The sequence below is a fragment of the Streptomyces sp. NPDC002845 genome, assembly GCF_053591955.1.
Genome location: NZ_JBSFUU010000039.1, coordinates 1 through 23,434, shown reverse-complemented (window position 1 = coordinate 23,434; position 23,434 = coordinate 1). Strand labels below are relative to the sequence as shown.

Here is a 23,434-nt window from a genome sequence, read left to right as displayed (position 1 = left end):
GTGAGAAATGAAGTGGAGTGAAATGTCGGAAAACAATTACGGTGGCGCGGCGAAAGCGCCTCGCATCACCGTCCTGGGGGCCGGCGTCATGGGCGTCGGCATCACCGCGCTGGCGGTCGGGCACGGTGTGCCGGTCACGCTCGTCGACGTCGACCAGGCCAAACGCGAAGCGGCGGACGCCCGGATCGCACACGAACTGCGGCTGGCGCTGCTGATGGGCGCGCTGCCGGACGACCTTCCCGCCGGGGAACTCGTCATCAGCGATTCGGTGTCCGACGCGGCCGGTTCCACTGCCGTCATCGAGGCCGTCACGGAAATCGCGGAGCTGAAGGAGAAAGTGATCGCGGAGGTTTCCGCCGCCGTTTCACCTGGTACTCTCCTGGTGTCCAACACGTCGTCCATTCCCATTGACGAACTGGCCTCGGCGGCCGTGCGTCCGGCGGAACTCGTCGGCACGCATTTCATGAATCCGTCCTATCTCATCCGCACGGTCGAGGTCATTCGCGGTGCCCGCACCGGCGAAGCGGCCATGGACGCCGTACGGGCCCTGCTGACCACCCTCCGCCGCCAGGCCGTCGTGGTGCGCGACGCCCCCGGCTTCGTGACCAGCCGGGTCCTCCACCCGATGATCAACGACGCGGCCCGGGTGGTGGAGGAGGGCACGGCGACCGCCGAGGACGTCGACGCCCTCATGCAGGGCTGCCTGGGGCACGCCACGGGTCCGTTGCGCACCGCGGACTTGATCGGCATCGACAACCTCGTCGACTCGCTGAACGTGCTGTACGAGCGCACTGGGGACGGCAGTTGCCGTCCCTGCGACCTGCTTCTGGGGAAGGTCCGGGCAGGCGACATCGGCCGGAAGTCCGGCCGTGGTTTCTACGTATACGAGGGGTGAAGGTCATGACCATGCCATCCGAGGCGACCGTGGAGAAGGAACTCCTGGACTTCCTTCATGTACGCACCAAGACCGTATGGGAGGAGGACACGGACCTCTTCGCGTCTGGCGGGCTCTCCTCCCTGTTCGCCATGGAACTCGTCGTCCATCTGGAGAAGTCGTACGGCATCGCGATCCGGGGCGCCGACCTGCGGCTGGACAACTTCCGTACCGTCACCGGCATGGCGGCCCTGGTCCGCCGTCTGCGAGCGGCCGCCGGGGACGGCGGTGAGTGACCGCCTCGCCGAGGCGACGGCCTCGGTCACCGGCCTGGTCGGTGACCGGGCCGGTGACTGGGACCGGTCGGGCCTGCTCCCCGCCGAACTGCTGAGAAAGCTCGGCGCCGCCGGGCAGCTGTGCACCGGCGTGCCCACCGAGTACGGCGGCCTGGGCTGGGACAGCCGCATCGGCGGCGAGTTCACCGCCCACGTCGGCAGCCTGTGTAGTTCGCTGCGCAGCGTCATGACCTCCCAGGGCATGGCCGCCTGGACCATCGAACGACTGGGCACCGAGGCGCAGCGCCGCGACCTGCTGCCCCGCCTTACCTCGGGCGAGCTGGCCGCCGTCGGCTTCAGCGAGACCCAGGCCGGCAGCGACCTGTCCGGCATCGACACCCGGATCACCGTCGACGGCGACAGCATCGTGGTTGACGGCCACAAAGTCTGGATGACGGCCGCTCACTACGCCGATCTGCTCGTCGTCTTCGGACGGCTGGGGGACGGCGGCGCCGCAGTGGTGGTGCCCGCCCAGGCACCCGGTGTCCACGTGCGACGGGTCGCCGATCCACTGGGCTGCCGTGCCGCCGGACACGCCGAGGTCCGCCTCGACTCCGCACGCCTCCCGGCCGACAGCGTGCTGGGGGGCGAGGGCCTGTCCCTGCCGCTGCTGGTGACCACCGCCCTGGCCTACGGGCGGATGTCGGTCGCCTGGGGGTGCGTCGGGATCCTGCGCGCCTGTCTGGCCGCGACCACGCAACACGCCTCGTCCCGGACGCAGTTCGGGCAGCCGCTGGCCCGCCATCAGCTCGTCGCCAAGCACCTGGCCGACCTGTTCGTCGCGGAACAGGTCGCCGCCCGCGCATGTGAACACGCCAGCCACTGCTGGGACAACGGGTCCCCGGACATGGTGATCTCCACCATCCTCGCCAAACACGTCAGCGCCGGCCACGCGGCCCGCGGCGCCGCCGCGGCCGTACAGGTCATGGCGTCGGCGGGAGCCCAGGACGGCCATCCGGTGGCCCGTGCCTACCGGGACGCCAAACTGATGGAAATCATCGAAGGCAGCAACGAGATGTGCGAACTGATGCTCGCCCAACACGCGTTGACAACTGTGGAGCCGTCATGAGCGACAAGACCGGTGCCGACGTGCCGGCCATGGTGAAGTGCCTGGTCTGGGATCTCGACAACACCCTCTGGCAGGGCACGCTCCTGGAAGACGCAGAGGTACGGCTGTCCGACGGAATACGTGCGGCGATCATCGAACTCGACTCGCGCGGCATCCTGCAGTCCCTCTGCAGCCGCAACGACCACGACCTGGCCTGGGCACGCCTGGAAGAGCTGGGCATCGCCGAGTACTTCGTACGGCCCGAGATCGGCTGGGGCCCCAAGTCCGAGGCAGTCAGGCGGATCGCCGACGGCCTGAACTTCGCCCACCGGACCATCGCCTTCATCGACGACCAGCCCGCCGAGCGGGCCGAGGTGGCCTACCACCTCCCGGACGTACGCTGCTACCCGGCCGAGGAGGCGCTCGCCCTCACCGGCCTGCCCGAGTTCAGTCCCGCGGTCAGCACGGTGGACTCCCGGCGCCGGCGGGAGATGTACCAGGCCGGTTTCCGGAGGGAGACCGAACGGTCCGCCTTCGAGGGCCCGGACGAGGAGTTCCTGCGCTCCCTCGACCTGGTGATGCGCATCGGGCGGGCCACCGAGGAGGAGATCACCCGGGTCGAGGAACTCACCCTGCGCACCAGCCAGATGAACGCCACCGGGGTGCACTACTCGGACCGGACGCTGCGCGACCTGCTGGCCGATCCCGGCCACGAGGTCCTGGTCACCAGCCTCACCGACAGGTTCGGACCGCACGGAGCCGTCGGCGTGATGCTGTTGGAGAAACATCCGGCCGTATGGCACCTGAAGCTGCTCGCCACGTCCTGCCGAGTGGTGTCCTTCGGAGCCGGATCGGTCATCCTGGGCTGGCTGGTCGACGAGGCCGCCGCGGCCGGGGTCCATCTGGTGGCCGACTTCCGCAGGACGGACCGCAACCGCATGATGGAAGTCGCCTACCGGTTCGCGGGATTCGACGAGCAGCCCTGCGCCTGCCGGGACGCCGTACCGACGACAGATGCGGAGACCGGGGGAGGAGAAGACGGCGAGGGGGGAGAGGTCGAGCGGCTGCACCTTGCCGCGGCACCTCAGCCCCCCTCCACGACGATCCGGCTGATTGCGCCCGACCTGGCCGTGCGGCCCGCCGCCGGTACCTCGGTGGTGGCCGGGGCGTGACCCCGCCACACGGGACCTCGCCGCGCGGGAGCGCGCGTCTGACCCCGCCGCGCCGAAGCGCGCGGCGGGGTCAGACGTCCTTGTGCCGTCAGAGTTCCTTGCGCCGTGCGAGCGTGATGCCGTCGGCCATGGTGAGCATGCTCAGCTCCACCCGCTCGTCCCCGCGCAGCCGGGCGTTGAGTTCACGGACGCCGATCGTGTCGGCGTCCGTGAACTCCGGGTCGACGACCCGGCCGAAGAAGAGCGTGTTGTCCACCACGATCAGGCCGCCGGGCCTGAGCAGTTCCAGGGACAGCTCGTAGTACCGTGGGTAGTTCGCCTTGTCTGCGTCTACGAACACCAGGTCGAAGATGCCCGGGCCCTCGTCGGCGAGCAGCCCCTCCAGGGTCTCCGCCGCGTCACCCACCCGCAGGTCGATCACGGAGTCCACACCGGCCCGCTTCCAGTACTCCGCGCCGATCGCCGGCCACCGGTCGGTGATGTCGCAGGTCACCAGCCTTCCGCCGACAGGCAGGGCACGGGCCATGCACAGCGTGCTGTAGCCGGTGAAGGTGCCGATCTCCAGAACCGCGGCCGCCCCGGTGAGGCGGACCAGCAACGCGAGCAGCTGCCCCTCCTCGGCCGGCGCCTGCATGGCGGTGCCGGCGGGCAGCCCGGCGGTCACCTCGCGCAACTCGCGCAGAATGTCGTCCTCGCGGAGCGAGCTGTCCCTCACGTACTTGAGAAGCTGCGGGGTCATGCCGATCTGCTCAGCCATGGGTGAGTCTCCGTCCCGGTGGGAGTCGGTGTGCGTCGGAGCCGATGCTCTTCGCGGCCGGTCGGCTGCGAGTCGGCGCCCTTGGGAGGCGGTGCGGCCAAGCGCTGGGAAGCCCTGGCGGCGGGGCGTGCCGGTGCGGTCGCCCCGGAGCTTGAGTCACCCGGGGGTTCGTGCGGGAGCAGGGCAGCGCCGGACGAGAAGTCAGGGGGCGTGCCCGCGCGCGGGCACGCTTGGACCGGGCTCGCGCGCGGCCCGCTCGGCCCTGCGCGTGCTCAGGTCCCGGCGGGCCCGAGGCGGGGGGAAATCTGAGGGCGGTGGCCGCCCACGCCCTCGTCGTCGGCGCCGTGCCACAGGCCGGCGTCGTAGGGAGCGTCGGACACCTCCACGGCGGACCGTTCGCCCGTCGGCGGGTGTGTCGGCGTGCCGCCGACGAGTTCACCCATGATCGCGGAGACACTGACGCGCAGCCGCTCCACGTCGTCGACCAGTCTGAGGAACGCGGTCGGCTCGCCGAGCCTGGAAGATCGCAGTGAGTCGACGCAGCGGGCCAGCCGGTCGACGGTGCCGAGCAGTTCTCCGATGTCAGCTCCGGGCATGACGCCCCCTCCGTCTCGGCCTAACAGGTGCCCGCACCGAAGACCGGGAGCGAGCTCAGATGGTCGCGGACGGTGCTGTGCACCGCTTCCGGATGATCATTGAGAAAGAAGTGACCGCCCTTGAAGACATGCATGGCGAACGGCCCTTCGGTGTACTCGCTCCACGCCTCGACCTCCTGGACGGACGCGCGCGGGTCGGCGTCCCCGGTCAGTGCCACGACCGGGCAGCGCAGGGGTGGTCCCGGCACATGCACATACGTCTCCGCCGCGCGATAGTCGCCGCGGATGGCGGGCATGACCATCTGGAGGATCTCCGGATCGGCCAGCGCCACGGCGGCGGAGCCGCCCAGCAGCTCCAGCTCCCGCAGAATTCCCTGGTCGTCGCGTTGGTGGATGTACTCACTGCGCTCGAAGCGCGGTGCGCGGCGCCCGGAGAGGAACACGGTGACCGGACCGGCGGCCCCACCGCGCTCCTCCAGCCGGCGTGCGACCTCGTAGGCGAGGGTGGCGCCCATGCTGTGGCCGAACAGCGCCAGCGGCCGGTCATCGTCCCGTGCCGTCAGGGCCGGCAGCAGTCGGTCGACCAGTTCCGGGACGTTGTCGATGCACTCCTCGGCCCGCCGGTCCTGTCTGCCCGGGTACTGCACGGCCAGCACTTCCGCCGTCGGCGGCAGCGCACCCGACATGGCATGGAAGGAACTCGCCGATCCGCCGGCATGGGGGAAACAGGCCAGCCGTGTCCGGGCCTCGGGAGCAGCCGCGAAGCACCGGAGCCACAGGTCCGGTTCGTCGGCGCAACGATCCATCGTCCGCTCGTCCTCCGTCGAGTAGGTCATGCGCCTGTCGGCACGGTAACGGAGGTTAGGCAGCCCGGCCTGGCAGCGGCCACCCCTAGCCACCCCCTACAGCCCCCAGTGTTCTCCCGTGCCACCCCAGATACGCTGCGTCGGGGCGGACGGCAGCCGGTAGAAAGTGCTCCATGAGATCTTCCGGACCCCCATCAGGCAGGCTCATGGCGACAAGCGATCTTCATGTGGCGTATCCGGAGAACCGGCGGATCGTGGCCGGTATGCGTCCCCATTCCGACGACGACTGGCTCATCGTGGCCGGCGACGTCGGGGAGATTACCGAGGACTTCACGTGGGCGCTGAAGTTATTGCGGGAACGATTCGACACTGTGATCTGGGCCCCTGGAAACCACGAGCTCTGGACCCCGCCGAGCGATCCGGTCCAGATGCGCGGCGAGGAACGCTACCTCCACCTCGTCGACATCTGCCGCGGGCTCGGGGTGCTCACCCCGGAGGACCCCTTCCCCGTGTGGGACGGACCGGGCGGTCCTGTCACGATCGCCCCCCTCTTCGTTCTGTACGACTACAGCTTCCGGACCCCCACCGCCACGACCAAGGAGCAGGCGCTGGCCGAGGCGTACGAGGCCGGGGTGGTGTGCACCGACGAGATGCTCCTGCACCCCGATCCGTACCCGAGCCGCGAGGCGTGGTGCCACGCCCGGCTGGCGGAGACGGAGCGCCGGCTCGCCGAGCGCGATGTGGACCTGCCGACCGTGCTGGTCAACCATTACCCGCTGGTGCGGGACCCGACAAGGGTCTTGTTCCATCCGGAATTCGCCCAGTGGTGCGGAACCGAACAGACCGCCAAGTGGCACGTGCGGTTCAACGCCATGGCCGTGGTCTACGGGCATCTGCACATACCCCGTACCACCTGGCACGACGGAGTCCGGTTCGAGGAGGTCTCGGTCGGCTATCCCCGCGAGCACCGGCAGCGCGGGATGCCCCGCGGCGTCCTGCGCCAGATACTTCCGGCGGTGACACCCTCGTGATCGACCAGCTTCTGCCTGCCGCCACCGCCTCGGCCTGGGCCCGGGAGGACCTCACGGACACCCGCTTGTTCCCGGAGGAGGATGCGGCTCTCGGTGACGCGGTGGACAAGCGCCGCCGGGAGTACACCACCGTACGGGCCTGCGCCCGCCGCGCCCTGGCGCAGCTCGGCCTGGATCCGGCCCCCGTCGTCCCGGGGCACCGCGGGGCGCCGCAGTGGCCGGACGGCGTGGTCGGCAGCATGACGCACTGCGCCGGCTACCGTGCCGCCGCCGTTGCCCGTGCGGCCGACATCGCCGCCGTGGGGATCGACGCCGAGCCCCACCAAGCCCTGCCGGACGGGGTGCTCGAAGCCGTGGCCCGGCCCGAGGAACTCTCCTGGATCGCCGGTGCCGGCAGTGGTACCGGCGTGTGGTGGGACCGGCTCCTGTTCGGCGCCAAGGAAGCTGTCTTCAAGGTCTGGCACCCGCTCACGGGCCGGGAACTGGAATTCGACGAGGCCACCGTCACCTTTCACCCCCGGGAACTCACCCCGGGGTACGCGTCGGGCGTCTTCGCCGCCCGGCTCCTGGTGCCCGGTCCTCGCAGACTGACGGAACTCTCCGGCCGCTGGCTGGTGCGGGACGGGTTGTCCCTCGCCGCCGTCGTGCTGCCCGCCCCGGCACCCGGACAGGGGTGACGGCTGTGAGAAGAAAGGTTCCGCCCGCTGTTCCGGTCGTGTGGTGCGTGCGCAGCGTGCCAAGGGGGACCGCGCGACCGGCGGAAATCGCATCATGTTTTTCGTGAGGGTGAGCAGTTCATGGAGTTCTTGTTGCTAGGTCCCCTGGTCATCCGGTCGGGCGGGAACGAGTTGAGGGTCCCCGCCCCGAGGCAGCGGGTGATCCTCGCCGCCCTCGTGCTCAACGCGAACCGAGTGGTCCCGGTGGACAACATCGCCAGCTTCGTCTGGGACGGCACCCCGCCGCCCAGCGCCGCCGCCACGATCCGTACCTACGTCATGAGGCTGCGTCAGGTCCTGGGCAACGCCGGGAGGGCGAGAATCACCACCCGCGCGCCCGGCTATCTGATCGAGCTGGAGGAGGACGAGACCGACCTGGGACGGTTCACCGCCCACCGAAAGGCGGCCGGCGCCCTGGCCGAGGCGGGCAAGACCTCGGAAGCCGTCGAGGAACTCCGCAAGGCGCTCGCCCTGTGGCGACACGACCCGCTGATGGATGTGCCCTCGCGCACCCTCCACGACGTGGAGGCCTCGCATCTACAGCGACTCCACTTGCAGACCCGCATCTGGCGTGTGGACCTGGACCTCGAACTGCAGCGCCACGCCGAGATACTGCCCGAACTGTGGCAGATGGCGCGGGAACACCCGCTCCACGAAGGACTCATCGGCCGCCTCATGCTGGCGCTGTTCCGCTCCGGTCAGCAGCCGGAGGCCCTCGACCTGTTCCAGCGGACCCGTGCCGCGCTGATCGACCAGCTCGGGACCGAGCCCGGCTCCGAATTACGGGCCGTCCAGCGGCGCATACTGCGGGCCGACGTCGAGCCGCCGCAGCACCGGTGCGAGTCCGAAGAACGCCGGGAAGCGTGGGGCGGACCCAGCCGGTCCTGGCCGGGCTGGCCGACACCCGCCCAACTGCCCCAGGGCGTCACGGACTTCACCGCCCGCACCCACGAGACCGCCGAGCTGGGACGGCTGCTGCGTGGCGAGGCACCCGCCGCGGGTCCGGCCACGACGGTGGTGGTCACCGGCGCCGGCGGAATCGGCAAGACCGCACTGGCACTGCACGCGGCTCACTCCGTCCGCGCCGACTTCGCCGACGGGCAGGTCTTCGCGGACCTGGAGGGCAGCACCGGACATCTCGCGCAACCCGAGGAGGTCCTCACGCGGCTACTCGTCGGGCTGGGGGTGCCCGATGTCGCGGTGCCGAAGACCATGGCCAACCGGATCTCCCTCTTCCGGTCCCTGGTCGCCGACCGCCGGATGCTCATCGTGCTGGACGACGCCATGAACGCCGCACAGGTCCGCCCGCTCATCCCCGGCAGCGGCGGGAGCCGGGTGATCGTCACCAGCCGCCACCGCCTCGCCGACCTCGAAGGAGCACACGGCGTCGCGCTGGACGCACTCGACGAGGACGCCTCGCTGGAGCTGCTGGAACGGATCACCGGCCGTCGGCGGATCGACGCCGAACGATCGGCCGCCCGCCGGCTCGTCGTCGCCTGCGCCGGTATGCCGCTGGCCCTGCGCATCGTCGGCTGCCGCCTCCGCGCACGACCGCGCCGCAGCCTCGGCGCCCTGGCCCACCGCCTGCTCGAACAGCGACGGCTGCTCGACGAACTGCACCTCGGTGACTTGACGGTGCGAACCGGCCTGGACGCCGGGTACGCCACCCTGCGCGACCGGTCCGTGCACGGCATCGACCTCGCGGCGGCATTCCGCAGGCTCGGCGTCGGCAACATGTCGTACGTCCGCCGTGAGACGGCTGCGGCACTGCTCAACTGCTCCGAGGAGAACGCCGAGGACGTACTCGACGTGCTGGTCGACGCACATCTGCTGCGCGAGCACGACCAGGCCCGCTACCACCTGGACGCCCTGGTGCGGGCGTACGCCCGCGAACGCGCCGACGACGAGGAGTGCCTCGATCACCAGGTGGAAACACTGCGCTGCCTGCTCCGGTGGTATCTGCACACCCTCGACCGGAACGGGCGGCCGTTCAAGCCAGGGGAACCGGAGTGGACGTACTTGCCGCACTGGCCGACCGTGAACTGGACGGACGACGACCGCGCGGGACTCGTCGCGGCCCTCGCCGAGGCGGAGCGGACAGGCCTCGACATGGTCGGCCGACAACTGGTCGGCGAACTGTGGGCACGCCTGCCACCGGTCTCCGTACCCCGGGCCGCGTCCGGGTGATCAGCTGTCGGGCTCATCCCCTCACCCCACCCCTCCCAGCCCAATGGGACGCAGGTAGGGGGCTGTCTTTAAGGGTTGGCAGCCCTCCGCGGCCCCCCTAGCGTTGGCACCATCACGCGGTACGAGGGCCGTCCGGCCGGACGGCAAAAGCCCGTACCACGGCAGGGCACACCGGTGATCTCGCCTGCCGGCCCGCCCGCTGCGACTGCCCGGCGACCCTTCCCCCCGTAGCCGTCGTCTCACCTCCGGCCGTCCCACGGCCCGTCCGTGCCCGCCCTCGGGCCACCAGCGATGACAATTGAGGAGCCCCCCATGGACCCCTTGGCCGAAGCGGTGCTCGCCGGCGCGCCCCCGGAACGGCTGGCGAAGGAACCCCTGCCCAGTGAGTACACCGCCGTCCACCTGCGCGCGGAGGACCTGGACGTGTTCGGTGACGCCTCCGACAGAGACGTTCGCCGTACCTTGCGGGCCGGCCCGGTGCCCATGCCGGAACTGGCCGTGGACGAAGTGCTGATCGCGGTGATGGCCAGCTCGATCAACTACAACACCGTGTGGTCGGCGACCTTCGAGCCGGTGCCGACCTTCAACTTCCTGCGGAAGCTCGGCCGTCAGGGCGGTTCCGCCGCCCGGCACGATCTGCCGCAGCACGTCGTCGGTTCGGATGCCGCCGGAGTCATCGTCCGCACCGGCGCCGGTGTACGGCGCTGGGGGGTGGGCGACCATGTTGTCGTCAGCTGCGTCCAGGTGGACGACCAGGAACCCGCCACCCACGCCGACGGCATGCTCGGCGCCGAGCAGCGGATCTGGGGCTTCGAGACGAACTTCGGCGGACTGGCCCACTACGCGGTGGTGCGGGCCAGCCAGCTGCTCCCCAAGCCGGCCCACCTGACCTGGGAGGAGGCCGGCTCCATGATGCTGTGCGCCGCCACCTCCTACCGGATGCTCGTCAGCGACCGGGGCGCCCGCATCAAACAGGGCGACATCGTGCTGATCTGGGGTGCCACCGGCGGACTCGGCGCCTATGCCGTGCAACTGGTCAAGAAGGGCGGCGGCATCGCCGTGGGTGTGGTCAGTACGGAGGAGAAGGCCCGACGGGCGCGGGCGCTCGGCTGTGACGTCGTCATCAACCGGGCCGACATCGGCCTGGACGGCGACCTCGGCGACGACCCGGACGCGAGCATCGAGGCCGGCAAGCGCCTCGGCAGGATCATCCGAGCCGAGACCGGCGAGGACCCGCACGTCGTGTTCGACTACATCGGCAAGGCCACGTTCGGTATGTCGGTATTCGTCGTCCGCCGCGGAGGAACCATCGTCACCTGCGGATCCAGCACCGGCTATCAACACCGCTTCGACAACCGGTACTTGTGGATGCACCTCAAACGGATCGTGGGCAGCCACGCCGCGAACCTGCAGGAGCAGTCGGAGTGCAACCGGTTGTTCCGCCTCGGCCACCTGGTCCCGGTCCTCTCCACCGTCTACCCGCTCGCCGAGACGGCAGAGGCCGCCCGGCTCGTACAGACCAACCGGCACACCGGCAAGGTGGGCGTGCTGTGCCTGGCACCCCGCCCGGGACTCGGGGTGACCGACCAACGGCTGCGGGACCGCATCGGGGAGGAAAAGCTGAACCCGCTGCGCGACACCGGGGAGCCGGCACGGACGACCTCCGCAGCGCCGGCACCCGTGGCCGAGCCGGTCGCCGACGTAACGGCCCGATGACATGGACGACACGGACGGACCGGGTGGAGGGGACGCGGCAATGAGCACCATCCAGAAGATCGCGGTTGTCGGCTGCGGCACCATGGGGTCGGGCATCGCGCACGTCTGCGCCCTCGCCGGACTCGACGTCATGGTCGCGGCGGCTTCGCGTGAATCGCTTGCCAGGGGGCAAGAGCGGCTCACCGAATCATTCGACAAAGCGCTGGGCAAGGGCCGGATCACCGACCGGGACCACGAGAACGCACTCGCCCGTGTGTCATACACCAGTGACCTGGCAGACTTGGCGGACCGACAGCTGGTCATAGAGTCGATCAGCGAGAACGAGCCGGCGAAGCGCGAGTTGTTCGCACAACTGGACCGAGTGCTTCAGGACCCCGAAGCCATCCTCGCCTCCAACACCTCCTCCATCTCGGTCCTCAGACTGGCCCGTGCCACCGCCGACGGCGGCCGCGTGATCGGGATCCACTTCTTCAACCCGGCGCCCGTTCTGCCGCTGGTGGAGATGGTCAGCACCCTGCTCACCGACGAGAAGACCGCTGTCCGGGCCGAGGAATTCGTGACGGGCGTCCTCGGCAAGCGGATCATCCGGTCCCCCGACCGCGCCGGCTTCACGGTCAACGCCCTGCTCATCCCGTACCTCCTGTCCGCCGTCAGGATGGTGGAGTCGGGGCACGCGTCGGCAGACACCGTGGACGATGCCATGACACTCGGCTGCTCCCACCCGATGGGCCCGCTGCGGCTCGCCGACCTGATCGGGCTGGACGTGGTCGCCTCCATCGCGGAAGCCCTCCACGAGGAGTTCCGGGAGCCCCACTACGCCCCGCCGCCGCTGCTGCGACGCCTGGTCGAGGCCGGCATGCTGGGTCGCAAGACAGGCCAGGGTTTCCATCACTACGACCGGTGACCGCTCCTCGCCACCTCGATCACGGCGGGCAGGACGACATCGCCCGCGCGATGGCGTGCGTGCGGGGCCGCCGTTTCCTGCTCGGGCCGATGGCCACCTGGGCGCTTTCGGAACCGGCCTTCTGGGCCGGGCTGTTCGATGCGGTCCACACCCACACCGTCACTTCGTCCACTCTGGCCCTGGGCAGCCGCACCCCCGCCGCCTACGGGCAGCTGGAGGCGGAGCGCGACTCGTTCGCCGAGTTGATCGGCCAGATGCCGTGGGCGGCCGTCGCTGAGCTGGAGCTGTACCGCGGCTGCACCCGCAAGGCGTTCTGCCGGTTCTGCAACGAGCCGTCCAAGTCCCCGGCGGTCGCGCACCGGGCGGTCGAGGACGTCCTGGCCGAGGCCGGGCAGCTGTACGACGCGGGCGTGCGGCACTTCCGGCTCGGCCAGCAGACGTGCTTCTTCTCCTACCAGGGCCGCAGCGAGGCGGCGGTCCGGGCCTTGCTGGGCGGTACCCGGGAGCGCTGCCCGGACCTGGAGATGCTGCACATCGACAACGCCGACCCGCTGGCCGTGGCCGCGCCGGTCGGCAAGCGGATCGCGGCGGCGGTCGCCGAGTTCTGCACGAGGGCAACTGCGCCCCGATGGGGATCGAGTCGTTCGACCCGGCCGTGATCGAACGCAACACCCTGACGTGCACCGAGGACATCCTGCTGCGCGCCGTCGAGCACGTGAACGAGGCCGGCGCCGAGCGCGGGCCGGGCGGGCTGCCCAAGCTGCTGCCCGGCCTCAACCTGATCTAAGGTCTGCCGGGCGAGACCCACGCGACGCACCTGGCCAACCTCACGGCCCTGCGGCGGATCTACGATGCGGAGCTGATGTGCCACCGCACCAACGTCCGCCTGGCCCGCGCGTTCCCGGGCACTCCACTCGCGGAGGAAGAGGAGAGTCTGCAGGGCCTGCCGTCCGCGGAGCACTTCACCACACGGAAGGCCGACATCGACCAGCTGTGGGACCGGCCGATGAAGGAACGCGTCTACCCGGCCGGCCTGGAGATTCCCGGAGTGCACGCCTACTTCGTCGACGAGCGCGGCACCTGGTTCCGCCGCCTGGGCTCCTACGCGATCCAGATCATCGAGCCCGGCGCCGTCGTCCCGGTGGGAACGCCGGCCGACATCACCGTCACCGGGCACGCCCCGCGCGTCATCTACGGCACCCACCGTGCCCGCTGACCCCGATGCGGTGGTGCGGCGACGTGTGGGCGTGCTGCTGCCGTGGGCCAACATGGCGGTGGAGGAGGAGTTGCCCCAACTCGGCGAGCAGGGCGTGGTCTTCCACTACGCTCGGCTCGTGCCGGCCTCCCGCACGACCGCCGTCGACGACTCCTTCTGGCACGGGCTGCGGGCCGCCTCCGCCAGTGCCGTCGACTCCATGCGCCATCTTCCGCTGGACGCCACCGTGCTGGCGTGCACCTCCGCCGGGCGTTGTCAAGTTGCTGATGAGGCAGGTGAGTTGAGGTGTGCTCGGGTGGTGGAGGTGACCGCTGTCAGATGGTTGCGGCCAGGAGGGTGGTGCCGGTGATCTGGTGCCAGATGGTGTGGCGGTTGGTCATTTCGGTGCGGTAGGCGGAGGCGGTGAACCGGTGACGGCGGGGCCGGAAGTGCCGTGAGATCCGGGAGAAGGAGGAACCGTTGTGCTCCGCCGACGCTGCGGAAGCCCTGCATCGCGTACTCGCGCCGCCGTGTAGGCAGATGCGAGTTCTCGGCGCGATTGTTCAAGTACTTCGAGGAGCGGTGCTCGACGGAGGGCATGACCTGGCGGTGGGCGGCCCCGTAACTGCGGAGCTTGTCCGTGACCACCGCCCGCGGCACCGTCTCGGTGCCCTTGAGGAGCTTGCGGAAGAAGCGCTTCGCCGCCTTCGCATCGCGGGTGTTGGTCACGAGGATGTCCAGGACGTTGCCGTCCTGGTCCACCGCGCGCCACAGGTACCGCACCCGCCCGTTGACCTTGAGGAATACCTCGTCCAGGTGCCACCGGTCGCCCGGGCGGGGCTGCCGGCGGCGCAGCCCGGCGGCGTAGACGGGACCGAACCGCTCGCACCACAGACGGACGGCCTCGTAGGAGACGGTGATCCCGCGCTCGAAGAGGAGCTCCTCCACGTCACGCAAGGAGAGCGGAAACCGGTGGTACAGCCAGACCGCATACGCGATCACCTCCGGCGGGAACCGGAACCCCCGGTACGACGGTGCAGCAGTGTCCACCAGCAGGCCCCTCCCACGACGATCCCACCAAGATCATCGCACCTCCCTCCTCAACTTGATAAAGCCGTTCTTCCGGTTCGCCCGCCCACTGCGCCGCCGGGTGCGGATCAGCGTCCCGTCCAGCAGGACCACGCAGCCGCTGTCCTTGGCCACCTTGGCCAGCGCGCGGTCCAGGCGGGGGGAACGTGCGGCCAGCAGGCCGAGCACCTCCAGCACCCAGCGCCGCACCGTGGAGGCCGAGACCGCGTTCCCGCCGGCCAGGTCGGCCAGGCGCTCGTCGTTGCGCAGGTGGGCCAGCACGATCAGCGCTATCTGCCCGGCGTCGAGCTTGCGCCACCGGGAGCGGATCTGTCTGCGGTGGGCGCGGATCAGGTCGGCCACGCGGTTGACGGTCGCGCTGGACAGCGGCAGGCGGACGGAGTAGACAAGGCCGGTGTCGCCCTCGGCGGGGCTGGTCTTCTTGTTCACGCATGGACCAACACCCGCCGGGGGCGCTTGCGTTGCGGCCCGAATCGGCCGTTGTGGCAGTCGGCCGCAGGCTAACGGGGCAGGTAGCGTCCGGCGGGGGTGCGGGTGATCCAGCCGCGCTCGGCCAGCTTGCGCAGCTTCCCGCGCACCGGCTCCACCTTCGCCGGCACCGCATCCAGTCCCAGCTCGCGGGCCACGTCCTTGGCCTGCAGCGGGCTGTCGCCGCCCGCGACGATCTCCATGATCTTCTGGTAGTCGGCGGGCAGGTCGTCCGTGCCGGTGTCGGGGCCGTGGTGGGGAATCAGCAACTGGCCGGCGGCTCCGGGCGTGCCGCCGGTGGCCTCTTCCAGGGCCTGCTGCCAGGCCGCGGCGTCAGGGTGCCCGGCCTCGGCATCCTCCTGGTACTGCTGGTAGACGACCTCGGCGGCCCCGAGCCGGGCCACTTCGGCCTCGGTGTCGGCCAACTGCTTGCGCAGCTGCGCGGCGCGTTCTTCCAGCACAACCCGGCGCTCTATCAGCCACACCATGAGGTTCTGGACCATGTTCCCTCCCTTCGCAGGCCCGCCGTCGCGACCCTGCACGCACGGTAGGGGCACCAGTGCGCAGCGTGCAGGAGATTCGAGGAAGACGACCCGGAACGGGCCGACAGATGATCTCCCCGACGCGATCACGCTCGTGACATGCGCGAGCATCCCAACCGCCCGTCACACCAGGGCCGTTGACCTGCACGAATCACGATGAAACTTCCTCATTGATGCACCTGGCCCTCTCCCTGAGGAGCGGGCGGCGAGGCCGTGGTGCCCCGCAGGATCAGGTGCGTGGGCAGGATGACGTGCCGGCCGCGGTCCGCGTCGGGGTCGTTGATGAGTTCCAGGGCCAGTTCGGCGGCGGCGCGGCCCATGTCGGAGGGGGACTGGGCGACGGTGGACAGGTCGAGCCATTCGGCCATCAGCTGGTCGTCGAAGCCGAGGACGGAGATCCGTTCGGGCACCTCGATCTGCACGGTGCGCAGGGTGGAGATGACGGAGGCGGCCAGTTCGTCCTGCTCGGCGAAAATGGCGGTGGGTGGTTCGCGCAGGCTCAGCAGGTTGCCGACCGCCTGGGTGGTGCCGCGTTTGTCGCGGGGCGGCGTGGTGACGACCAGGTCGTCGTCCAGAGGTATGTCCGCCTCGGTGAGTGCCTGTTGGTAGCCGAGGAGGCGCTCGCGTGAGCTGAAGCTGAAGCCGCGGGCGTTGACGGTGTGGGCGAAGGCGATTCTGCGGTGTCCGAGGTTGATCAGGTGGCGGGTGGCCTTGCACGCGCCGGCGACATCGTCGACGTAGATGCTGGGGCGGCCCTCGACATGTTGGCTGATGTAGATGACCGGCATGCCGAGATCGTCCAGCCGGGCGGTCTCCTCCTTGCTGAGGTCGAAGCTGAACACCAGCAGCGCGTCCGCGTTGCGCCGGGCGGGGAGCCGCTCGAAGAATGCGGCCCGTTCGGCAAGGTCGGGCACCACGTAGACGGTCAGTTCCATGCCCGCGCCGCGCAGCAGCGGGCCCAGGCTGGACAGCGCCGCTCCCATGAACCACGAGTCGAGCGTGGGCACGAGCACCGCCATGACGCCGGTCCTGCCGGTCACCAGGCTCGACGCCTGCCGCGAGATCGCGAAGTTCAGCTCACGGGCGGCCTTCTCGACCCGGGCACGGACCTGCGGTGACACCGATGTCAGGCCACGCAGGGTGCGCGAGACGGTGGACGGGGAGACCCCCGCCCGTTCGGCGACGTCGGCCAACGTGGGGTGCCGCTGAGCTGGTGACATGAGCGGAAGTTAACACAGATTGCCCCTTCGGCGGGACCCTATTTGACAGCGCTGTCACGACCGCTTGCAAGGGAGGCGCCCCCGTCGCAGCCGGACCTGGAGGGCACCGATCTCCTGAAACGTCCGTGCTACTACGAAGTTACGCATTGACTTCCGCCGGGTGCACTCCTACGGTGCAAGCGTTGTCACAACGGAGTCGAAGTCGTCGCCGTGAGCCCACCCTTCATGGCCGTGACCTGCTCTTTTGATCTAGAAGACGCTGTGACAGCACAGTCTCGTAACAGAGCCATCCCAGAGCCATCCCAGAGCCATTCCAGAGGCATCTCGGCAGCTGCTCCCTCCCGGGCGACCACGCCGAGACTTCGGTTCCGCATGTCCAGGAGAGACAGTGAACGCCAGAACCACCAGAGTCCTTCAGCGCTCGGCCGTGCTCGTCGCCGCCGGGCTCGTCCTCACCGCCTGCGGCTCCTCCGACGACAGCAGTTCCTCGGAGAAGTCCCCGTCGTTCTCGGGCCGTGGCCCGATCACGTTCGCGGCCGCCAAGGACAGCTCCGGCGTCGTCCAGAAGGTGATCGACAGCTGGAACAAGGAACACCCCAAGGAGAAGGTCACGTTCATACAGCTGCCGGCGGACGTGAACCAGCAGCGCCAGCAGATGATCCAGAACGCCGAGACGAAGTCCGACGCCTACACGGTGCTTTGGCTGGACGCGGTGTGGACCTCGGAGTTCGCCGCCCACCAGTGGATCGATCAGCTGCCCGCCGCGCAGTTCCCGCTGGACGAGATGCTCAAGCCGGTGGTGGAGACGGCCAAGTACCGCGACAACCTGTACGCGGTCCCGCATCACTCCGACGGCGGCGTGCTGTACTACCGCTCCGACCTGCTGAAGAAGGCCGGCGTCAGCGCCCCGCCGACCACCTGGGCGGAGATGAAGGCCGCCTGTGCCAAGGTCGAGAAGCTGCCCGAGGCCAAGGGCATGGACTGCTACGCCGGCCAGTTCCAGAAGTACGAGGGCCTCACCGTCAACTTCGCCGAGGCCGTGAACTCCGCCGGCGGTGTCATCACCGACGCCAACGGCAAGCCCGACGTCGACACCCCCGAGGCCAAGAAGGGCCTGGACTTCCTCGTGGACTCCTTCAAGGACGGCACGATCCCGAAGGAGGCCATCACCTACCAGGAGGAGGAAGGCCGCCAGGCGTTCCAGTCCGGCAAGCTGCTCTTCCTGCGCAACTGGCCGTACGTGTACTCGCTGGCCGAGAAGAGCAAGGTCGCGGGCAAGTTCGCGGTCGCGCCGCTGCCCGGCTTGGACGGGGCCGGCTCCTCCACCCTGGGCGGCCACAACGTGGCCCTGTCCTCCTTCGCCAAGAACAAGGCCACGGCGCTGGACTTCATGAAGTTCTTCACCAGCCAGGACAGCGCGAGCACGTTCCTCAAGGACGCTTCCATGGCACCGCCGTACGAGGCCCTCTATGACGACCAGGCGCTGGTCAAGCAGTACCCGTACCTGCCGGTGCTGAAGAAGTCGATCGTGAACGCCGTGCCGCGCCCCCGGGTGGTCCAGTACGGCGACGCGTCCTCCGCGATCCAGCAGGAGGCGTACGCGGCCCTGAACGGTGACAAGTCCAGCGCGCAGGCGCTGAAGGACCTGCAGTCCGAGCTGCAGAAGCTCGCGACGAAGTGAGGAGGAGGGCCGTGGTGGACGCCAAGACCCCACCCGACACGGCCGCGGTACGGCCGTCCGGTGCGGCAGCACGCCGTGCCGGACGGCCCGCCGCGCCGGTGCGTTTCCGGGGCGGGCAGAAACGGGCGACGGCGGGTTCCGGCCGGATGGCGGCTCTGCTGGTGTCCCCGACCCTGCTGGTGCTGACCGTCGTCGTCCTCTACCCGACGATCATGGCGCTGCGGGAGTCGCTGTACGGGGCCAAGGGACTGGACCCGGACACCGGCTTCATCAGCGACACCGAACCGTTCGTCGGACTGCAGAACTACGCCGACATCTTCGGCGAGGCCGGCGACCGGTTCTGGAACGCCTTCTGGAACACCACCTTCTTCACCGTCGTCACGGTGGGACTGGAGACGGTGATCGGTGTCGCCATGGCGCTGATCATGCACAAGGCGTTCCAGGGCCGCGCCCTGGTGCGGGCCAGCATCCTCATCCCCTGGGCGGTCCCCACGGCCATCTCCGGCCTGCTGTGGCGGTGGATCTTCAACAGCGACGGCATCGCCAACGCGCTGATCGGCCAACAGGTCCTGTGGACCACCGAGGGCTTCCACGCCAAGATCGCCGTCATCATCGCCGAGGTATGGAAGACCGCCCCGTTCATCGGACTGCTCGTCCTGGCTGGCCTGCAGGTGATCGGCAAGGAGGTCTACGAGGCGGCCCGCATGGACGGGGCGAGCCCCCAGCGCCAGTTCTGGCACATCACCCTGCCGCTGGTGAAGCCCGCACTGCTGGTGGCTGTCCTCTTCCGCTGCCTGGACGCGCTGCGGATGTTCGACCTGCCCTACCTCCTCGTCGGCGCCCAGAAGAACTCGGTGGAAACCCTGTCCATGCTCGCGCAGAACGAGGCGTCCAACGTCCGCTTCGGACCGGCCGCAGCCTACGCGGTGGTCCTCTTCCTCTACGTCTTCCTCATCGCCCTGGGATTCGTACGACTGCTGGGCGCGGACGTCGTCGGAGACGGCGGCACCGCACGCAAAGCCAAGCGCAAGGGCCGGCTCCGGCGCGCCCCGGCGCCCGCCGGTGCGGAGGTGTCGGCATGACCACCACGGCGAACACGACCACCAAGACGACCATAACCAGCACGGCGAAATGGCGAACCTGGCTGGTGTACGGGGGAGTTGCCCTGGTGGTGGCCTACTGCCTGGCCCCCTTCTACTGGATGCTCGTCTCCAGCCTGCGCCGCACCTCCGACATCTTCGACACCACACTGCTGCCCTCCCCGGTGTCGTTCGAGAACTACGAGGCGGTCTTCGACCCCGCCCAGGGGTTCGGCCGCGCCCTGCTCAACAGCCTGATCGTCTCCGGCATCACCACCGTCCTGGCGCTGCTGCTGGCCACGTTCACCGCCTACGCCATGGCCCGGCTGGAGTTCCGCTTCAAGCGGCTGATCCTCACCCTGATCATCGCCACCTCGATGTTCCCGGTGGTGTCGATCGTGGTCCCGCTGCTGAAGCTGTTCACCGACATCGGCTGGATCAACACCTACCAGGCGATGATCGTGCCGAGCATGTCCTTCGCCCTGCCGCTGGCGGTATGGAACCTGACCACGTTCTTCCGGCAGATGCCCGACGAACTGGAGCAGGCCGCGATGATCGACGGCTGCACCCGCGGCCAGGCGTTCCGCAAGATCATCGTCCCGCTCGCCGCGCCGGGCATCTTCACCACGGCGATCATCACCTTCATCGCCGCCTGGAACGAGTTCCTCATCGCCCTGTCGATGACCAACCGGCCCAGCATCCAGACCGCGCCGGTCGCCATCTCCAAGTTCGCCGGCGCCACCCAGTTCGACACCCCATTCGGCAGCCAGATGGCCGCGGGCGTCCTGGTCACCATCCCCCTGGTGATCATGGTGCTCCTCTTCCAGCGCCGCATCGTCGCCGGACTCACCGCCGGCGCGGCCAAGTAAGCCCCGGCCGCCGCACCGCACCTTCCCCCACTCTCAAAAGGACCCTTCAGCCCCATGTCCTCCACCACGCCCTCGCCCTGGTGGCGCAGTGCCGTCATCTACCAGGTCTACATCCGCAGCTTCGCCGACGGAGACGGAGACGGCGTCGGCGACATCGCCGGCCTGCGCTCCCGGCTGCCCTACCTCAAGTCGCTCGGCGTGGACGCCCTGTGGATCAACCCCTGGTACAAGTCCCCCATGGCGGACGGCGGCTACGACGTGGCCGACTTCCGCGCCATCGACCCGCTGTTCGGCACCATCGCCGACGCCGAGCAGCTCATCACCGAAGCCCACCGGCACGGAATCCGCGTCATCCCCGACATCGTCCCGAACCACACCTCCGACGAGCACGCCTGGTTCCAGGCGGCACTGGACGCAGGCCCCGGCAGCCCGGAACGCGAGCGTTACATTTTCCGACCCGGCCGAGGACCCGACGGCACCCAACCGCCCAACAACTGGATCTCCGAATTCGGCGGACCGGCCTGGACCCGCATTCCCGACGGCGAGTGGTACCTCCACCTGTACGCCCCCGAACAGCCCGACCTCAACTGGCAACACCCCGACGTCCACGCCGAGTTCGAGTCCATCCTGCGGTTCTGGTTCGACCGGGGCGTCGACGGCTTCCGCATCGACGTCGCCCACGGACTCGCCAAGGACCCCGAACTGCCCGACCTGACACGCGAACAGATCGTGCACCCGCACTGGGACCGCGACGAGGTCCACGACATCTACCGCACCTGGCGCAAGGTCGCCGACGAGTTCCCCGGCGACCGGGCCTTCGTCGCCGAAGCCTGGGCCGACACCCCCGAACGCCTCGCCGCCTACGTCCGCCCCGGCGGCCTGCACACCGCCTTCAACTTCGACTTCCTCATGGCCAGCTGGGACGCCAAGGACCTCCGCACGGTCATCGACGACTCCCTCGCCATGCTCAGCGGCGTCGGCGCACCGGCCACCTGGGTGCTCTCCAACCACGACGTCATGCGCCACACCAGCCGCTACGCCCGCCAGACCGTCGCACGCTGGGTGCCCAACGAGCGTTACCAGCCCCAAGGCCCCGCGGACCTCCAATTGGGCACCCGTCGTGCCCGCGCCGCCGCCCTGCTCATGCTCGCCCTCCCCGGCGGCGCCTACATCTACCAGGGCGACGAACTCGGCCTGCCCGAAGTCGAGGACCTCCCCGTGGACGTCCTTGAGGACCCCATCTGGGAACGCTCCGGCCACACCGACCGCGGCCGCGACGGCTGCCGCGTGCCGATCCCCTGGTCCGGGCAGGTGGAGCCGTTCGGCTTCAGCCCCGACGACGCCTACGCCGGCCCCTGGCTGCCCCAGCCCACCAGCTGGGGTGAGCGCAGCGTGGAGGCACAGACCGGCGACGCGACATCGATGCTGGAGCTGTACCGCGCCGCCCTGCGCCTGCGCCGCGACCACTCCGCCCTCGGCGAGGGCACCATGACCTGGCTCGACGCCCCCGCAGGAGTCCTCGCCTTCCGCCGCGAACCCGGCTTCCTCTGCGTCGTCAACCTCTCAGATGAGGCGTACCAGCTGCCCGACCACATCTCGATCCTGCTGGCCAGCGGCTCCGTCGCGGACGGGCAGCTGGAACCCGACCGCGCGGTCTGGTTCAAGGTGTAGCGGCCCGCAACCGGGGCCGCGGCCCCTCGATCCGCCGGGGCCTGTCCGGTGTCATTCCCCGCTGACCGGACAGGTCCTGGCCCCATCCTCGGCACGGCGGGCGCCGTCGAGCCAGTACCACCGCGAGAGGCTCCGCTCCTTTGGACATCACCACCACGTCCCAGACCTCCGACGGTCGGTCACGAAGTGCTGGCACCACAACAGCCGCAGTACGGCGGCTCGCACCTTCCAGTCAGGGTGGTGAGGAAAGGCGCGAAGCGCGTCGCCCAGCGTTGCCCCGTGCAGATCCGCCTCCCGGATCTCCGCGAGGAGGTCTTCGTCGAAGAGCCAGTCGCGGCGATAGCCCGCGAGGAAGCGCAGGTTCGCCAACTCCGCTTCCGGCGGCTCGGACCACACCTCGAAGTCCCAGCCGTGAGACAGGACGACCTCGCGCGCCCAGCCGAGCGCGAAGTTCACCTTCGGCCGGGTGAGCAGATCCCGCGGTTTGACGTCCACGACCAGCGGCACGTCCTTCTCGCGCAGCACGAGGTAGTCCGGGACGTGGCGACGCCTGCGCCCGTCCACGGTGGCGGTGAGGAGGAACGGTTGGGCGAAGACGGCCGTCACGTCCTGGTCGAAGTCGGCGTAGAGCAGGCGCGGCAGCTCAAGGCGCGACTCGTAGACGACATGGGCACGCATAGTGGAAGACCAGTGCGTGCCTGAGTAGTGCTGCTGCCCGTTGCGCCAGCGGAACGTACGCCAGGGAATCGAGGGCTCGAAGACGTCGATGCCCGTCGTCGACCAGATCAGGTCCTCGTCGAGCTTCCCGTCCGTACGACGGAGACTCATCGAGACTTCGCCGATCACGCGCGCCATGCCCCACCCCCGAGCAGCAAGAGCGGGGCACAGAGCTCCCGGTCTCGACCAGCTGCGACATCTCCACGATCAAACGGGAGGGCGCCGCTGCATAGAACGAGGCCAGGAACAGCACTACGACGAGTGAACGATCAGACAGAGTTCGTCTCATCGCGTTGTCCCTTGGGCCAGACAAGGGCCATCGTCAATGAGAAAGGGACACGCGAAAAGCGAACCTACACTCCCCCTCAATTCGTCATCGACTCCTACTCGGGGCAACAGGTATCCGTGGATGACCTCCATCCCGTCGACCCAGGGCTTGCCTTGGAAGCGTGGCGTGAAGCGGTCCATTATCGAGTCTCCGTTTTCTTTTGTGCCGGTATCACATCGGAAAGGTCATGGCTTGGGCATGGGCTCGACAGGAGCTCGTGCAGTGCGGCTTCGGCCTTGTCCACGGCGGAGGTGAGGGCCTGCGTGTGAGCATTGGAGAGGATTCCGGCGCCGAGCCCTGATGCGGTGAGCACGGCGTCGAGTTTCTGCGTTTGCTCACTACTGATCTTAAATTCCTGAGGTAGACCTGGCGACAGCTGATGATCCATCAGGTATGCCGGTGGTATGCGGTACGCGACGGGTGGCGGGCTGAC

General features: G+C 69.2%; 24 protein-coding genes and 2 pseudogenes. 17 read left to right on the top strand and 9 right to left on the bottom strand.

Features of this window, described 5'->3' with window-relative positions; translation table 11 throughout:
- Nucleotides 1-22: 22 nt before the first annotated feature.
- Genes ACWD3C_RS26765 through ACWD3C_RS26750 form a run of 4 tightly spaced genes read left to right on the top strand, consistent with a single transcriptional unit; the run spans nt 23 to nt 3,429 of the window.
- On the top strand, nt 23-895 hold the full coding sequence (locus ACWD3C_RS26765; RefSeq protein WP_451148146.1) for a 3-hydroxyacyl-CoA dehydrogenase family protein: 873 nt from the start codon (nt 23-25) through the stop codon (nt 893-895).
- Nucleotides 896-900: 5 nt separating this feature from the next.
- Nucleotides 901-1,170, top strand: a complete 270-nt coding sequence (locus tag ACWD3C_RS26760; RefSeq protein WP_451148144.1) for an acyl carrier protein — start codon at nt 901-903, stop codon at nt 1,168-1,170.
- The gene (locus ACWD3C_RS26755; protein ID WP_451148142.1) at nt 1,163-2,278 is read left to right on the top strand and encodes an acyl-CoA dehydrogenase family protein; all 1,116 of its coding nucleotides are present in this window, start codon (nt 1,163-1,165) and stop codon (nt 2,276-2,278) included. The genes ACWD3C_RS26760 and ACWD3C_RS26755 overlap by 8 nt, the downstream gene beginning before the upstream one ends.
- Nucleotides 2,275-3,429, top strand: a complete 1,155-nt coding sequence (locus ACWD3C_RS26750; RefSeq protein WP_451148140.1) for an HAD-IIIC family phosphatase — start codon at nt 2,275-2,277, stop codon at nt 3,427-3,429. Before ACWD3C_RS26755 ends, ACWD3C_RS26750 begins: the two co-directional genes overlap by 4 nt.
- An 88-nt stretch (nt 3,430-3,517) precedes the next feature.
- Here ACWD3C_RS26750 and ACWD3C_RS26745 read toward each other — a convergent pair whose 3' ends face one another.
- The 3 genes from ACWD3C_RS26745 to ACWD3C_RS26735 form a co-directional block, all read right to left on the bottom strand.
- Entirely contained in the window at nt 3,518-4,186 is a 669-nt protein-coding gene (locus ACWD3C_RS26745; protein ID WP_451148138.1) for a class I SAM-dependent methyltransferase, read from the bottom strand.
- 272 nt (nt 4,187-4,458) lie between these two features.
- Entirely contained in the window at nt 4,459-4,782 is a 324-nt protein-coding gene (locus ACWD3C_RS26740) for a hypothetical protein (protein ID WP_451148136.1), read from the bottom strand.
- 20 nt (nt 4,783-4,802) lie between these two features.
- Nucleotides 4,803-5,618, bottom strand: coding sequence for a thioesterase II family protein (locus ACWD3C_RS26735; RefSeq protein WP_451148134.1), 816 nt, complete (start codon nt 5,616-5,618; stop codon nt 4,803-4,805).
- 143 nt (nt 5,619-5,761) lie between these two features.
- Here ACWD3C_RS26735 and ACWD3C_RS26730 point away from each other — a divergent pair, with 143 nt between their 5' ends.
- From ACWD3C_RS26730 to ACWD3C_RS26690, 9 genes are all read left to right on the top strand, one after another.
- A complete protein-coding gene (locus tag ACWD3C_RS26730) occupies nt 5,762-6,619 on the top strand; it encodes a metallophosphoesterase family protein (RefSeq protein WP_451148132.1) in 858 nt (285 codons plus the stop codon).
- On the top strand, nt 6,616-7,296 hold the full coding sequence (locus ACWD3C_RS26725; RefSeq protein ID WP_451148130.1) for a 4'-phosphopantetheinyl transferase family protein: 681 nt from the start codon (nt 6,616-6,618) through the stop codon (nt 7,294-7,296). Before ACWD3C_RS26730 ends, ACWD3C_RS26725 begins: the two co-directional genes overlap by 4 nt.
- A 120-nt stretch (nt 7,297-7,416) precedes the next feature.
- Complete coding sequence (locus tag ACWD3C_RS26720; protein WP_451148128.1) at nt 7,417-9,522, top strand: BTAD domain-containing putative transcriptional regulator; 2,106 nt, start codon at nt 7,417-7,419, stop codon at nt 9,520-9,522.
- A gap of 312 nt (nt 9,523-9,834) precedes the next feature.
- Complete coding sequence (ccrA, locus tag ACWD3C_RS26715; protein WP_451148126.1) at nt 9,835-11,238, top strand: crotonyl-CoA carboxylase/reductase; 1,404 nt, start codon at nt 9,835-9,837, stop codon at nt 11,236-11,238.
- Nucleotides 11,239-11,278: 40 nt separating this feature from the next.
- Entirely contained in the window at nt 11,279-12,142 is an 864-nt protein-coding gene (locus tag ACWD3C_RS26710) for a 3-hydroxybutyryl-CoA dehydrogenase (protein WP_451148124.1), read from the top strand.
- On the top strand, nt 12,139-12,801 hold the full coding sequence (locus ACWD3C_RS26705) for a hypothetical protein (RefSeq protein ID WP_451148122.1): 663 nt from the start codon (nt 12,139-12,141) through the stop codon (nt 12,799-12,801). The genes ACWD3C_RS26710 and ACWD3C_RS26705 overlap by 4 nt, the downstream gene beginning before the upstream one ends.
- A complete protein-coding gene (locus ACWD3C_RS26700) occupies nt 12,798-12,929 on the top strand; it encodes a hypothetical protein (protein ID WP_451148120.1) in 132 nt (43 codons plus the stop codon). Before ACWD3C_RS26705 ends, ACWD3C_RS26700 begins: the two co-directional genes overlap by 4 nt.
- Nucleotides 12,930-13,004: 75 nt before the next feature.
- Nucleotides 13,005-13,358: a hypothetical protein gene (locus tag ACWD3C_RS26695; protein WP_451148118.1), complete on the top strand. Its 354-nt coding sequence runs from the start codon at nt 13,005-13,007 to the stop codon at nt 13,356-13,358.
- Entirely contained in the window at nt 13,348-13,707 is a 360-nt protein-coding gene (locus ACWD3C_RS26690) for a hypothetical protein (protein WP_451148116.1), read from the top strand. The genes ACWD3C_RS26695 and ACWD3C_RS26690 overlap by 11 nt, the downstream gene beginning before the upstream one ends.
- Here ACWD3C_RS26690 and ACWD3C_RS26685 read toward each other — a convergent pair.
- The 4 genes and pseudogenes from ACWD3C_RS26685 to ACWD3C_RS26670 form a co-directional block, all read right to left on the bottom strand.
- Nucleotides 13,673-14,393 (bottom strand): annotated as a pseudogene (locus tag ACWD3C_RS26685) (IS6 family transposase). The gene ACWD3C_RS26690 and the pseudogene ACWD3C_RS26685 overlap by 35 nt on opposite strands.
- Before the next feature lie 27 nt (nt 14,394-14,420).
- Complete coding sequence (locus ACWD3C_RS26680) at nt 14,421-14,855, bottom strand: transposase family protein (protein ID WP_451148115.1); 435 nt, start codon at nt 14,853-14,855, stop codon at nt 14,421-14,423.
- 71 nt (nt 14,856-14,926) lie between these two features.
- Complete coding sequence (locus tag ACWD3C_RS26675) at nt 14,927-15,397, bottom strand: hypothetical protein (RefSeq protein ID WP_451148113.1); 471 nt, start codon at nt 15,395-15,397, stop codon at nt 14,927-14,929.
- A gap of 206 nt (nt 15,398-15,603) precedes the next feature.
- Complete coding sequence (locus tag ACWD3C_RS26670) at nt 15,604-16,656, bottom strand: LacI family DNA-binding transcriptional regulator (protein WP_451148111.1); 1,053 nt, start codon at nt 16,654-16,656, stop codon at nt 15,604-15,606.
- A gap of 388 nt (nt 16,657-17,044) precedes the next feature.
- Between ACWD3C_RS26670 and ACWD3C_RS26665 the strand changes: the two genes are divergently transcribed.
- From ACWD3C_RS26665 to ACWD3C_RS26650, 4 genes are read left to right on the top strand one after another with little or no spacing between them, the layout of a single operon-like run.
- Nucleotides 17,045-18,337 carry an ABC transporter substrate-binding protein gene (locus tag ACWD3C_RS26665; protein WP_451148109.1) on the top strand — a complete coding sequence of 431 codons (1,293 nt, stop codon included), beginning with the start codon at nt 17,045-17,047 and terminating at the stop codon, nt 18,335-18,337.
- A gap of 11 nt (nt 18,338-18,348) precedes the next feature.
- Complete coding sequence (locus ACWD3C_RS26660; RefSeq protein ID WP_451148107.1) at nt 18,349-19,419, top strand: carbohydrate ABC transporter permease; 1,071 nt, start codon at nt 18,349-18,351, stop codon at nt 19,417-19,419.
- Nucleotides 19,416-20,285 carry a carbohydrate ABC transporter permease gene (locus ACWD3C_RS26655; RefSeq protein WP_451148105.1) on the top strand — a complete coding sequence of 290 codons (870 nt, stop codon included), beginning with the start codon at nt 19,416-19,418 and terminating at the stop codon, nt 20,283-20,285. Before ACWD3C_RS26660 ends, ACWD3C_RS26655 begins: the two co-directional genes overlap by 4 nt.
- 54 nt (nt 20,286-20,339) lie before the next feature.
- Nucleotides 20,340-21,956 carry a glycoside hydrolase family 13 protein gene (locus ACWD3C_RS26650; protein ID WP_451148103.1) on the top strand — a complete coding sequence of 539 codons (1,617 nt, stop codon included), beginning with the start codon at nt 20,340-20,342 and terminating at the stop codon, nt 21,954-21,956.
- A gap of 147 nt (nt 21,957-22,103) precedes the next feature.
- On the opposite strand, the gene ACWD3C_RS26645 is transcribed toward ACWD3C_RS26650, so the two are convergent.
- Both ACWD3C_RS26645 and ACWD3C_RS26640 read right to left on the bottom strand, forming a co-directional pair.
- Nucleotides 22,104-22,784: a TnsA-like heteromeric transposase endonuclease subunit gene (locus ACWD3C_RS26645; RefSeq protein WP_451148101.1), complete on the bottom strand. Its 681-nt coding sequence runs from the start codon at nt 22,782-22,784 to the stop codon at nt 22,104-22,106.
- A 356-nt stretch (nt 22,785-23,140) separates the two neighbouring features.
- A pseudogene (locus ACWD3C_RS26640) lies at nt 23,141-23,434 on the bottom strand (hypothetical protein); the annotation flags it as partial.

What these genes read in the sequence shown, in the direction of transcription:
- ACWD3C_RS26745 (WP_451148138.1), bottom strand. Translation starts at nt 4,186, where the DNA reads ATGGCTGAGCAGATCGGCATGACCCCGCAGCTTCTCAAGTACGTGAGG.
- ACWD3C_RS26750 (WP_451148140.1), top strand. Translation starts at nt 2,275, where the DNA reads ATGAGCGACAAGACCGGTGCCGACGTGCCGGCCATGGTGAAGTGCCTG.
- ccrA (WP_451148126.1), top strand. Translation starts at nt 9,835, where the DNA reads ATGGACCCCTTGGCCGAAGCGGTGCTCGCCGGCGCGCCCCCGGAACGG.
- ACWD3C_RS26720 (WP_451148128.1), top strand. Translation starts at nt 7,417, where the DNA reads ATGGAGTTCTTGTTGCTAGGTCCCCTGGTCATCCGGTCGGGCGGGAAC.
- ACWD3C_RS26760 (WP_451148144.1), top strand. Translation starts at nt 901, where the DNA reads ATGACCATGCCATCCGAGGCGACCGTGGAGAAGGAACTCCTGGACTTC.
- ACWD3C_RS26695 (WP_451148118.1), top strand. Translation starts at nt 13,005, where the DNA reads ATGTGCCACCGCACCAACGTCCGCCTGGCCCGCGCGTTCCCGGGCACT.
- ACWD3C_RS26735 (WP_451148134.1), bottom strand. Translation starts at nt 5,618, where the DNA reads ATGACCTACTCGACGGAGGACGAGCGGACGATGGATCGTTGCGCCGAC.
- ACWD3C_RS26650 (WP_451148103.1), top strand. Translation starts at nt 20,340, where the DNA reads ATGTCCTCCACCACGCCCTCGCCCTGGTGGCGCAGTGCCGTCATCTAC.
- ACWD3C_RS26655 (WP_451148105.1), top strand. Translation starts at nt 19,416, where the DNA reads ATGACCACCACGGCGAACACGACCACCAAGACGACCATAACCAGCACG.
- ACWD3C_RS26740 (WP_451148136.1), bottom strand. Translation starts at nt 4,782, where the DNA reads ATGCCCGGAGCTGACATCGGAGAACTGCTCGGCACCGTCGACCGGCTG.
- ACWD3C_RS26675 (WP_451148113.1), bottom strand. Translation starts at nt 15,397, where the DNA reads ATGGTCCAGAACCTCATGGTGTGGCTGATAGAGCGCCGGGTTGTGCTG.
- ACWD3C_RS26670 (WP_451148111.1), bottom strand. Translation starts at nt 16,656, where the DNA reads ATGTCACCAGCTCAGCGGCACCCCACGTTGGCCGACGTCGCCGAACGG.
- ACWD3C_RS26730 (WP_451148132.1), top strand. Translation starts at nt 5,762, where the DNA reads ATGAGATCTTCCGGACCCCCATCAGGCAGGCTCATGGCGACAAGCGAT.
- ACWD3C_RS26765 (WP_451148146.1), top strand. Translation starts at nt 23, where the DNA reads ATGTCGGAAAACAATTACGGTGGCGCGGCGAAAGCGCCTCGCATCACC.
- ACWD3C_RS26710 (WP_451148124.1), top strand. Translation starts at nt 11,279, where the DNA reads ATGAGCACCATCCAGAAGATCGCGGTTGTCGGCTGCGGCACCATGGGG.
- ACWD3C_RS26645 (WP_451148101.1), bottom strand. Translation starts at nt 22,784, where the DNA reads ATGAGTCTCCGTCGTACGGACGGGAAGCTCGACGAGGACCTGATCTGG.